Raw genomic sequence first — 11638 nt, forward strand, 5'->3', positions numbered from 1 at the left:
GCGGCCGCGCTGGCCGGGGCCGTGGCGGTTTCTCGCCCTGCAGGGCCGCCGCCCGCGCGCCGCGAAGACGGTGTCGCTCGGCTAGAAGGCAGGAATCGTCAGGGACCCGTTCTCGTGAAAGCCGTTAGAAGCCAGTCCTGTTAAGTCCCAACCGGAGCCCGTCTTCGCGGAGTTTTCGATGACCCAGCAGCGCCTTCTCGTTCTTCCTGACCGGGTGATCGGAGACGAGGACGCGATGGTCGAGGAGTTCTACTTCTTCATCGACCGTCTCGTTCTTCCTCGGGGGGCGTTCAGCGCCGACACGGTCACCGGGCCGGAGGTGGACGCCTATTGCGCGCTTCGCTACGAGGGGGAGGTCCGCAACGGTGGTCATGCGCAGTTCTTCGGGAACGCTGACGGCCGAATGTATATCTTCGAGACTGCGCTGGCGGGGCTGGAGGCGATCGGCGCCGCGCCGCAGGCCGAGACGTTGCGGGATATGATCGCCTGGGCTCGAGCGATTCCGGACGAGGCCGAACGCGTAGTCCATGACAACTTTTCCCGACCGTTCCGGCCCGAGACGCTGGACCAGCTCGACAGCCGCCACTTCCGCGCTCAGGACATCCGCTCGATCACGACCTTGGCGGCGGAGTGGATCGCCCGGCTGCCGAACCTTCGCATCGTCTCCGAAGACGAGCACCTCGACTACCTGCGGAAGACGGGCGCGATCCGCTAGCGCCATCTCGACGGGGCGCTTCGTCCCCATCGGTGCGAGAAGAGCCGCCGCCTAGAAGCGGCGCGACAGGGAAAGCGAGAGATTCCGGGGCCTTTGAGGCGTGATCACGGTCTCCGACTCGACCAGAAAGGGGTTGCCATAGCCAAAGGTGTCGCCGGCGCTTCCGAACATGTTGTCCACGCGCAGGATCGCCGACCACGAGCCGAAAGACACGCCCGCGGCCATCTCCGATGTCACATAGCCGCCCATGTCGGTCGTCGTCGTGGGCGTGAGCTGTTGGGTGGACCGTCCAACGTAGCCGATGGAGCCGCTAATCCAACTCGGGCGGCCTCTGAGGGAGAGTTCACGACGGGCGCTCACAGCGCCGAGCACCTTGGGCACTCCCGGCAAGTTGCCGTCCTTGGCGAGGGGGTAGCTTTCATCCGAGGCGTTGAGGGCCGGGTTGCCGCCCATGAGATTGAAATCGACCCGCCAAGGGCCGTCGCTCCACACGCCCTCGATCTCCATGCCCTCGTTGCTGCCCGAACCGATGTTGGCGGTGAAAGGCAAGCCATCCCGCGAGACGCGATCCGACTGAATGGCGTGCCAATCGACGGCGAATGCGGCCAACCGCAGCGCGAGCCGATCATCGAAGGCGCGCCACCGGACGCCGAGTTCGTAGCTGCGCAGGGTGTCCGGTTTGAACGACCGATAGGGCTGAGGGCCGACGCCGGGCGTTCCGTAGTCTTCGTCAAGGAGAACGCCCCCGTTGAAGCCGCCCACGCGATAGCCTTGGCTGACCTGGCCGAAGATCAGAACGTTGTCCCGGAAAGCGTACTCCAGCACGGCTTTGCTCACGAAGCCGTCGTCCTGGGTTTCGCCGTCGAAGGTGTCCGCGTCTGCGCTGCGAAAGCGCGCCCGGGTCGAGGACCGGGTCGAAGCGTAGAAATAACGGCCGCCCACGATGAGCTTCAGCCCGTCGCTGGGCACCCAGGCCACTTCGCCGAAGACCGCGCCTTCGTTGGTCTGGTCGCGCTTCTCCGTTTCGTAGAGCCGAACGCCCGCACCCAGATCGAGCACCTCGCCACGGCGGTCATGGCCGTAACGCGATCCGTAGATCCCGGCCAGCCAGCCCATGGCGGCGCCCGGGGCCGAGGCGATCGAACCTTCCATCGCGAAGGCGCGAATGTTGTCGGCCTCGTCATAGGCCAGAGGACGACCTTCGCCGGCCCTGAAACGGGTGGCGTCATAGCGGCGATCCAGGTCGTGGCCCTGGTAGGCGCTGGTCAGTCTGACGCGACCCCAGTCATATTCTCCGGTCAGCGACAGCGAGACGCCCGTGAAGTCGTTGTTGCTGGGTTCACGCACCGACAGCGAGCGTTCGTAGGGCGACAGGGATTCGAACGCATACTGGCTGTCGTCGATATGAAGTTCCTGGAAGACCGTTCCGATTCGAGCGTCCCAACGGTCGTTGATCCGCCAGAGGAGGCCGATGCGGCCGCCGTTTCGATCGATCGCGCCGGTGTTGGTCAGGCCAAGCCCCGGGTCGTCCACCACCCCTTCCAGCACCTCCTCGTAGAGCACCGCCCGCAAGGCCAGGCGATCGCGCACGAGCGGCGCGTTCAACACCAGATCCACGGAATGGCCGGGCGCCGTGTCGTCCGCGAAGGTCAAGCCGGCCGTGGCCTCGGCTTCGAAGGCGTCCAGCCGTGGTTCCCGGCTGACGAGCTTCAGCACGCCGCCGATGGCGCCGGCTCCATAGAGTGTTCCCTGAGGACCTCGCAGAAGCTCGACCCGCTCCAGATCGACGAGTCGCAAGTCCGGATCAGGCGCGTCATAGGTCAGGCGGGTGTCGTCCAGATAAAGGCCGACCATGGCCTGGGTCTGGCCCGTCAGCGCGCTGTCGGCCAGCCCCCGTACGAAGAGCTTGTTGCGGCCAGGGCCGAGATTGGTGACGGTCAGGCCCGCCAATCGGGTCGACAAGGCGGCGGTGTCCCGGCGCGAGGCGGCGTCCAAGGAGACGCCGTCCACCGCCGACAACGAATAGGGCGCATCGGCGAGCGCCAGGTCGCGCTTGGTGGCGGTGACGATGACCTCCCCGAGCTCGAGGGTTTCCGCCTCCGCCGGAGGAACGACAGGCGGGGGTCGAAGGGGCGCCGACGGCGGGCGCCGGACGATCAGATAGGTTCGGGCGTCTATGCGCCGATAGGTGCAGCCACTGTCGGCCAGCATCAGGCGCAGCGCCGCCTCGACCTCGAAAACACCTTGGACGGGCCGCGACCGGCCACACCCGGCGGCTTCGCCGGCGCCGATCGAGATCTCGGTCTGGGCTCCGAGCTGAAGGACGGCGCGCAACATCGGCTGAGCGGGGATGGACAGACGATGCCGCGTATCGGCCTGAGCCGACCCGCAGGCCAGCACCCAGACGATGCCGGCCCCGAGGGCCTGGCGACGGATCTCCGGAGATATCAAGACGGTCGGCGCGGCCGGAGTTCGATCGCGCCGTTCCGCTGAACCGCGGTCACGGGCAGGAAGGTCTCCAGTCTGCGGACTGTCGCCGCCTGATCGTCAAGCGTGAGAACTCCCGAGAAGCGCAGGGCGCCCGTCCCGCCGGCGAGGCGGATCGGCGTTGGATAGGCGCGGTTGAGGTCCGTCGCCACCTCGGAGAGAGGGCGATCCTCGTAGACCAGCCGCCCCGTCCGCCATCCGGCCGGTTCCGGAGCGACGGCGGTGACCCGCAGGCGCCCGTCGGCGTCCTCGCGCTCCACCGTCTGTCCCTGGGTCAGACGGACGTTGTGGTCCGGGTTGCGGAGGTCGGAGACCCGCACCACGCCGCGTGTCACCGCCACCCGCGTGGCCTCCTCGCCCCGTCGGATATCGAAGGCCGTCCCGAGCACCTCCACCTGGCTCTCTCCGACGGTGATCCGGAACGGGCGGTCGGCGTCATGAACGACGTCGAACGCCGCTTCGGCGGAGGCCATCTCCACAAGACGCTCTCTTGCGTTCAGACGCACCGACAGCCGCGACCCGCCGTTCAGGACGATGGTGGAGCCGTCCGCCAAGGTCACGGCGCGATGCTCGCCGGGCGCCGTCACATAGACCTCGGTGCGGCCGGTGATCGATGGCGTCAGCACGATCGCGACGGCCGCCGGCGGCGGCCACGGCCAGGGCCTCTTCGGCCTGGCGGCGGGCGGCGTCCGCCTCCTCACGAAGCGCCGTCTCCACCTCGCTCATCTCGGGCGAGGTCGCGTCGCCCTGTCCTGTTTCGACGGAAACCGCCTCCGCATTGTCCCTCGACCCCTCGGCGCGCTCGCCGGCCAGCAGCAGGGCGTCGATCCGGCCGTCGGCGTCGGTCAGGGCCAGCATCGACCAGCGAATCCCTTCCGGCGCTCCAGTCCGGGACGTGAAGCTCTCGGCCTCGCCGACGGGAGCCGCCAGGGCGGCGCGCAGCGCCTGCCGGCCCTCGACCCGCTCATCCTCGGCCAGGAAGAGCTCGACGAACTCGCCCTCGGCGGCCTCGCGTCCCAGCACCAGAAGCGCCGTTCGGTTGGCCTCGCGCACCTCCCCGTCCGGGCCGATCACCACCAGGGCGCTGGAGGCCGCGTCGAACACCCGGCGAGTCAGCGCATCGTGCGCCTGCGCCGCGACGGGTTCGGGAACGACGGCCTCGGGCGTCTGCAGGCTCTCGGTCTCGACGATGGCCGCGGTCGAGCCGGTGATCTGCCCCAGCTCGTTCTCGATCGGCATGGCGGTGACCGAGACGATCATCTTCCGACGCGTGGCCGGATTGGCCATCATGTGCTGGAAACCCTTGACGGTCTGGCCGCGCAAGGCCCGGGCGCTGGGCAGCAGGTCCGGCGGCACCGGCCGGCCATCGGGAAAGGTGATGCCCCAAGTCGCGGAGTGGAACCTCAGCCCGATCAGCTCGGCGTCCCGACGGCCCAGAAGCTGGTGCGCGGCGCGGTTGGCGAAGACGAACTTGCCCTGCCGGTCCGTCTCGACGAGGGCGACCGGAATGGCGTTCAGGGTCTCGAATAGACGCTTCTGCGACTCTTCGGCCACGCGCTGGACCAGGTCCAGCTGGTCCGAGGCGTCGACATGGCGACCGCGGTTCTGGATCGCGAACCAGATCGCGACCAGCGCGATCAGATAGCCGCTGATCGCGAGAGCGCCCAGCACCCACATCCAGTTGATCTGGCCTTCGAGAAACATTCGACCTGACTGTCCCGTTCTGGCGCCCGCGCGCCCGTTCGGGAGGCACCTTGCAAACGGCGAACCGCCCCGGCCTGCTTTCGCCCCCAAGGCGACCTAGCGAGGGTTTGCGAAATGGTCCAGCTCGACCGTTAACCTTTCGGGACCGAGACGAAAAAGGCCGGGCGTCGCCGCCCGGCCTCCACAGTTCGAGATGGCGACGCGCCCTAGAGCTTGAAGCGAACGCCGACAAAGACGTTGTAGCCGAACTTTTCGTATTCGTAGGTCCGCTCGCGCGTGCCGTAGTAGCGAACACCGGCCGAGTCGGTCAGGTTCTTGGCCTCGCCGAACAGTTCGACGCCGTTGCCGAAATCGTAGCTGGTGGTGAAGTCCAGCTGCCCGCGGCCCTCGACCCAGAGGTCAAGCCCCGGGCGGGTGGCGTCGATCGCCTCAAGGAAGTCGCTCCGGTGCGTGTAGGAAAGCCGGGCGCTGAAGCCGTACTTCTCGTAGAAAACAGCGGCGTTGTAGATTTCGTCCGACTGACCCGGCAGGACGAAGGTGTTGCGTCCGGCGTAGCTGGCGGTGGTTTTGATCTCGGCGTCGGTCAGCGTGTAGTTGGCGAATACGCCGAAGCCCGAAGCCCAGCCCGGCAGGAAGTCGAAGGTCTGCTGCCAGTTGAACTCGACGCCGGCCAGGTGGCCGTCAGGCGCGTTGAGCGCCTCGGTGTAGACGGCCTGGGTGATCCCGGGGATAGCCGGATCGCTGTAGGGGGCCACCGTGTTCAGCGTGAACCGGTAGTCCGACAGGTCCTTATAGAAGGCGTTGACCGAGATCACGCCCAGGGGGCGGATATAGTACTCGAGACCGGCGTCGATGTTGTTCGACAGGGCGGCCTCGAGGTTCGGGTTGCCGCGGGCGAAGGTGATCGTATTGCCCTCGGTCGTTTCCAGCACCCGCGGGACGATCTCGGAATACTCCGGACGCGAGATCGCACGGGTCAGGGCGAAGCGGCCGATCAGGTTCTCATTGAAGCTGTGGCGGATCGTCAGGTTCGGGAACACGTCGGTCCGATCAGTCGAGACATCGACCTGGACCGGCGCGCCGGTCGGCGGCACCCGCAGGGCGGAACCGTCGAAGCTGGTCTGTTCGACGCGCAGACCCACCACCACATTGGTCGCGCCGACGTCGAAGCGCGCCTGGCCGTAGCCCGCCAGGATGTCCTCGTTTGCGGTGTAGTCGGCGCTCAGCGACTGCGGCAGACGGCGGGTGGCGGTGGTGCGCGAGATGCCCGCGATCCGGTCGAGATAGTCGGCGACCGATTCGTGATCCATCTTGAAGCCGAGGTTGTAGTCGTAGTTCTGCGATCGACGATCGCTCAGCAGCGAGGCCAGCGTGCCCGGGTTGGCGGCGGCGGCGCGATCACGGAAGCGCTCTTCGTCGGCCGCAACGTCGCGGGTGCTGTACTTGCCGCCGAACTTCAGCGTCACCTCATGTCCGCCGATAACGGTCGGCAGTTCGAGGTTCATCGCGAAGGCCACGTCCTCCTGCGTCGTCGTGTTCGAGCGGTAGGTGTTCTCGCGGAAGCTGTAGTTGGCGGCGTTCAGATAGTAGCCGGACGTGTCGGTGAAAGCCGAGTAGGTTGGGCTGTAGTGATCCGTCGTGTCGTAGCTCAGAGTTTGCGAACCCGACCGGAAGACCAACTCGTCACGGTGCGGATAGGTCTGCTCGCTGTTGGCGAACGACAGAGAGGCGTCCAAGGTCGCGCCGTTGCCGAAGGTTTGTTCGGCGCCCACGCTCAGGGTGCTGATCTGGTTGTTCTGCGTGCGGTGGCGCAGTTGCTTGTAGATGCGACCGCCGGTGAAGGTCGCCGAGCGGTCCGTGGCCCCGGCCTGCGGGGTGGACGTGCTGTCCGTGTAGGCGAAGCGCAGGGTGTCGCGGTACTCGTCGTCCTCGAACTCGGCGAACGAGCCGCGCGCCCAGACCCGCGTGCTGTCGTTCGGACGCCATTCCAGGGCGCCGGTCAAGGCCTGACGGGTGCGTTTGGTCTCGTAGTCCTTGAACAGGGTCTCATCAAGGTAGTAGAGATTGGTCGTCGCGTTGTAATTCCACGCGTTTTCGACGTTGTCGGGCCGGCGATTGGTCTCGGAGTAGCTCAGCGACAACAGAGCGCCGAACGTGCCGTTCTCGCCGAAGACGTTCGACACCGTCGCGCCAGCGCGAACATCCGAGCCGCCGTAGTCGTTGTAGCTGCCGCCGGCGTAGCCGCTGACCGACAGACCGTTGTTGTCGAACGGCGAGCGGGTGCGGACGTTGACGGCGCCGGCGATCGAGTCGGCGTCCTGGCTCGGCAGCAAGGTCTTCGAGACCTCAACGGTCGAGACGATGTCCGACGGCAGGGTGTCGAGGTCGACCGCGCGGGTCGTGGGGCTGACGGCCGGGACGGCCACGCCGTCGACCGAGACGGCGGTGAAGGCCGAAGGGGCGCCGCGCACGTTGATGTAGCGGCCCTCGCCCTGGTCGCGCTGGATGGCGATGCCCTGCACGCGCTGGAGCGACTCGGCGACGTTGGGGTCGGGGTAGCGGCCGATGGCGTCGGCCGACAGGACGTTGACCGTGCCGTCGGCGTTGCGCTGCTGGTTCAACGAACGGGCGATGCCGTCCGTGATCACGCCGGTGACGACGACGTCGTCCAGGTTGGTCGCGGTCGGCTGGCCGAGCGTCACCGACAGGCTGACCGCCTCGCCGCCCGTAGCCGTAATGGTCTGGGAGACGGTAGGCAGGCCGAGGTAGCGGACCTCGAACGTGGTCTGGCCGGCGCTGACCGGCAGGATGAAGCGACCTTGCGGGTCGGTGACGAGGCGCGCGCCGCTGCCCTGGACAATGATCTCGGCGCCGGCCAGCGGCGCGCCGTCAGCGTTGACGACCCGCCCATAGACGGCCGGTCCGGCTGTCGCGACGGGGGCGCCTCGTCGGCCGAGGCAACGGCTGGGGTGACCAGCGCGAGAGCGAGCGGCGCGATGGCGGCGCCGAGCAGGAGTCCGAGTTTCATGGCTTGCATCCCGATGGTCCGGTCGGCCCCCCGGCCGCCGGCTCTGGGAGGGCCAGCTAGGCCGTACCGGCGACGGGTGCGCGACGGTTTCGCGAAGCGGACTTGGCCTTTTTCAGACGCGGGGATGACAAATGATCCCGATGCGAACGGGTCGTCATCTGGATGACTCCAAAGCGTCACCGACCTTGCGTTGACCCTGGCGAAACGTCGTGGTGCACGCGCGCATCCAGCTTCGCAGGACGACCTGATGACCCTCCGACCCCTGATCATCGCCACGGCCGCGACCGCCCTGCTGGCGGCGTGCGCGACCCGAGAGGTCGACTACCAGGGCGAAGGCGAGGGCTTCGTCGGCGAGGGCGCCCCGGTCCGCGCGGTGCTGGAGACGCCCTCGGTCGGCACGGCCGGCCAGGACGCCGCGGACGATCCCGCCATCTGGGCTTCGGCGACCCCGGTCCGGATCGGCGGCGTCTCGACGCGCGGCTTCGTGGCGGGCACCGACAAGAAGGCCGGGCTCTACATCTACGGCCTGGACGGCGCGATCCTGCAGTTCCTGCCGGAAGGCCTGCTGAACAACGTCGACCTGACCGAGGGCCTCAGCGTCGACGGCCGGCCCCAGGTCGTCCTGGGCGCCAGCGACCGAACCCCCGGCAAGACGGGGATCGCCCTGTATCTGTTCGATCCGGCCGCGCGGGCGACAACGCCGTCCGCCCCTGGGGAATGATCGCCACCGACGTGGTCGAGCCCTACGGCTTCTGCTTTGCTCGCCAGGGGGATGAGGTGCACGCCGTCCTGGCCGGTCACGAGGGCGAGCTGCGCCAGTTCGTGCTGACCGCCGGCGCGACGGCAAGCCGTCGGCCCGCCTGGTGCGCCGCGCCGAGATCGGCACGATCTCGGAAGGCTGCGCCGCCGACGAGGCGACGGACGCGCTCTATATCGCCGAGGAGAACGTCGGAATCTGGCGCTATGGCCTGGACCCGGCCTCGGGCGCCGCGCGCACCCTGGTCCAGCCGATCGCGCCAGGCGTCCTGGTCGCGGACGCCGAAGGCCTGACCATCCTCGAAGACGGCTCCGCTCGCTATCTGATCGGCTCCAGCCAGGGCGACTCGACCTTCCCGGTGTGGCGCATCGACGGCGCCGCGCCGGTCTACAAGGGCCGCTTCGTGGTTGAGGACGGGACGATCGACGGCGTCACGGGCACCGACGGTCTGGACGCCCTGGGCGGCCCGGTGGGCGAGGCCTTCCCCGAGGGCGTCGTGGTGATCCAGGACGATGTCAACGACGTGGGCACCCAGAACTTCAAATATGTGGACTGGCGCGACATCCGCGCCGCCCTGTCCCTTTAGGAGGCGGGGTCGACGGCTGGCGGGCTGACGTCCGGTGGCCGTCGCCAAGGCGCCGTTCGGGGGCGGGCGACGTCCCCTTTCAATTAGTGTCCGCCCGAGGGATAGGGCGCGGTGACGCCCGAGCTGATCATGCCGGGGATCGCCTCGCCGAGCCCCATCAGGATGAACTGGATCGCCAGGGCGCACAGAATCAGGCCCAGGACCCGCACCACGATGGCCAGCCCGACGTCGCCCAGCAGCCGGCTGATCGGGCCCGTCATGGCGAAGCAGATGAAGGAGACGACGCAGGCGGCGGCGATCGCGACCATCGAGGCGACGGTGCCCGCCGCGCCGAGCTTGGCGGCCTCGCCCGCCTGAATGATGATCGCCGAGATCGCGCCGGGTCCGATCATCAGCGGAATGGCGAACGGCACCACCAGCCTCTGGAACCGGCGCTTGGCGTAGCCGCGGACGTCCGCCAGATCGCTGGCCGCGTCCTTGTCGACGAAGCTGGAGATGAAATCCTCCCGCGCCATCTCCAGGCCCAGCAGCAGCAGGAGAACGCCGCCCGCGATGCGGAACGCGGCCATCGAGATGCCGAAGAACTGCAGGGTCCATAGCCCGGTGAAGAAGATCAGGACCATAAAGACGGCCGCGAACAGGCAGACCCACCAGGACACCGCGATCCGCTGCCGCATGGTCGCGCCGGCCGTCGCCGCCGCGAAGATCGGCAGGTTGCCGATCGGATCCAGCAGGGCGAACAGGATCACGAACAGGTTGACCCCCAGTTCGACCGCGTCCATGACCTGACCTCGCCCCGCAATTCACCCGCCGCCCATAAGGGCCGACGCGCGTCCGCACGTCCACCCCTTCAGCCGATTGGAGCCTCGATGACCCCCGTCCTCACCGATCGCCGCCTGATCGTCGGCCTGGATCTGCCCTCGCTCGACGCCGCCCGGGCCATGGTCGATCAGCTGGCGGGAACCGTGCTCGCCTACAAGATCGGCTTGACCCTTCTGGCTCGCCCAGGCGGTGTGGCCTTCGCCCAGGAGCTTCGTGCCCGCGGCCTGACGGTGTTCCAGGACTGGAAGCTGCACGACATCGGGGCTCAGGTGGAAGGCGCCGCGCGCGCCGTCGCCGAGGGCGGCTGCGACCTGCTGACCGTGCACGCCGAACCCCAGGTCATGCGGGGCGCGGTCAAGGGCCGCGACGCGGCGGGATCGGACACCAGGCTTCTGGCGGTCACCGTCCTGACCAGCCTATCGGATCAGGACCTGACCGACATCGGCTACGGCTTCACGGCCCGGGACCTGGTCGAACGGCGGGTGCGTCAGGCGCTGGACTGCGGCGTGGACGGGGTGGTCTCGAGCCCCCTCGAGGCCGCCCGGGCCCGTGAGATCGCGACGCCGCCGCCGGCCGGTCGCTGTTCGGGCCGCATCGCTCCGACCTGACCGCCCTTCATCGCGAGAAGAACCGCCCCGCCGCGGAGGGTTCTTCCGGCGAGCAGAAGGCCTTGGTGCTGAACCTGATCCTGGCTCAGCTCACGCGCCTGGCGGGCGGCGTTCCTCCCGTCCTCCTGCTGGACGAAGCTCCCGCCCACCTCGATACGGCCCGCCGCGCCGCCCTCTTCGACGAGATCGAGGCCCTCGGCCTCCAGGCCTTCATGACCGGCACCGAGGCCGACCTCTTCGCTCCGCTGCGGGGGCGGGCGCAGTTCGTCGGGGTCCAGAACGGCGCCTTCGCCTAGGTTCAATCGACATTCAGTCGATAGCCTTCGCCTCTCGAACCCTTGCTGTCCGTCATGGGCGGGCTTGTCCCGGCCATCCATGATCGCGACTGGCGCCCTGGAGGTCTCGACTTCGCCTTTCGTGTTCATGGATACCGGAGGGGTTCACTCCTCGGGCGGGGCCGCGCAAGCGGCGCGACCCGGGGGCCGGGAATGACGGGTTTGAATGTCGATTGACCCTAGGGGCGTCGCCGGCCGATCGTCCCTTCCCAGTCCCTCTCCCGATGGGAAAGGGCTTGAGCCCAGGCGGCGCAGCCGTCGTCCTTGGGCGACCCGGAGGGCGGCGCGAAGCAGCCAAAGGATGAGGATTCTCCTGTTCGGCGGCGGCTTGGTCGCTTCGCCCGCCGACCCTCGTCCGACGGGGCTCCGCCCGCCGCCTTCTCCCAGTGGGAGAAGGACGACAGAGCGTCGGCGATTCGCGGATTCCCAGCGAACCCGAACGCGCCAAGCCGTTGGAATCCCTCGTCTCCCCCTTGGGCCCAGCGTCCTGAACCCGCCCGGGTTTCCGCCGGCCCTATACTTCCGCCCGTCCCGTCGCACCGGGAGGCTCGCTCGGCCGGCGAGACCGCGCGGCGGCGGGGGCGGACGGAGCGGGC

General features: G+C 68.3%; 8 protein-coding genes and 2 pseudogenes. 5 read left to right on the plus strand and 5 right to left on the minus strand.

The genetic code is table 11. The features are described from left to right. Positions 1-235 precede the first annotated feature (235 nt). On the plus strand, positions 236-715 hold the full coding sequence (locus AC2W7C_RS06625; protein ID WP_486000733.1) for a DMP19 family protein: 480 nt from the start codon (positions 236-238) through the stop codon (positions 713-715). 51 nt (positions 716-766) lie between these two features. Here AC2W7C_RS06625 and AC2W7C_RS06630 read toward each other — a convergent pair whose 3' ends face one another. From AC2W7C_RS06630 to AC2W7C_RS06645, 4 genes are all read right to left on the minus strand, one after another. After that, positions 767-3052: a TonB-dependent receptor gene (locus AC2W7C_RS06630; protein ID WP_486000738.1), complete on the minus strand. Its 2286-nt coding sequence runs from the start codon at positions 3050-3052 to the stop codon at positions 767-769. A gap of 110 nt (positions 3053-3162) precedes the next feature. Further along, positions 3163-3756, minus strand: coding sequence for a FecR family protein (locus AC2W7C_RS06635; RefSeq protein WP_486000739.1), 594 nt, complete (start codon positions 3754-3756; stop codon positions 3163-3165). Then, complete coding sequence (locus AC2W7C_RS06640; protein ID WP_486000734.1) at positions 3638-4906, minus strand: PAS domain-containing protein; 1269 nt, start codon at positions 4904-4906, stop codon at positions 3638-3640. The genes AC2W7C_RS06635 and AC2W7C_RS06640 overlap by 119 nt, the downstream gene beginning before the upstream one ends. 206 nt (positions 4907-5112) lie before the next feature. Further along, entirely contained in the window at positions 5113-7785 is a 2673-nt protein-coding gene (locus AC2W7C_RS06645; protein ID WP_486000740.1) for a TonB-dependent receptor, read from the minus strand. A gap of 396 nt (positions 7786-8181) precedes the next feature. Here AC2W7C_RS06645 and AC2W7C_RS06650 point away from each other — a divergent pair, with 396 nt between their 5' ends. Beyond that, positions 8182-8655 carry a phytase gene (locus AC2W7C_RS06650; protein ID WP_486000735.1) on the plus strand — a complete coding sequence of 158 codons (474 nt, stop codon included), beginning with the start codon at positions 8182-8184 and terminating at the stop codon, positions 8653-8655. A gap of 142 nt (positions 8656-8797) precedes the next feature. Beyond that, positions 8798-9277: a phytase gene (locus AC2W7C_RS06655; protein ID WP_486000736.1), complete on the plus strand. Its 480-nt coding sequence runs from the start codon at positions 8798-8800 to the stop codon at positions 9275-9277. A gap of 83 nt (positions 9278-9360) precedes the next feature. Here AC2W7C_RS06655 and AC2W7C_RS06660 read toward each other — a convergent pair whose 3' ends face one another. Then, positions 9361-10059: a MarC family protein gene (locus AC2W7C_RS06660; protein ID WP_486000737.1), complete on the minus strand. Its 699-nt coding sequence runs from the start codon at positions 10057-10059 to the stop codon at positions 9361-9363. An 87-nt stretch (positions 10060-10146) separates the two neighbouring features. Here AC2W7C_RS06660 and AC2W7C_RS06665 point away from each other — a divergent pair. Then, positions 10147-10659: pseudogene (locus AC2W7C_RS06665) on the plus strand (orotidine 5'-phosphate decarboxylase / HUMPS family protein); the annotation flags it as partial. Then, a pseudogene (locus tag AC2W7C_RS06670) lies at positions 10656-11003 on the plus strand (DNA replication/repair protein RecF); the annotation flags it as partial. The pseudogenes AC2W7C_RS06665 and AC2W7C_RS06670, both read left to right, overlap by 4 nt. Positions 11004-11638 lie beyond the last annotated feature (635 nt).

This window comes from Brevundimonas sp. CURTG3B2_SDJG (genome assembly GCF_057364705.1).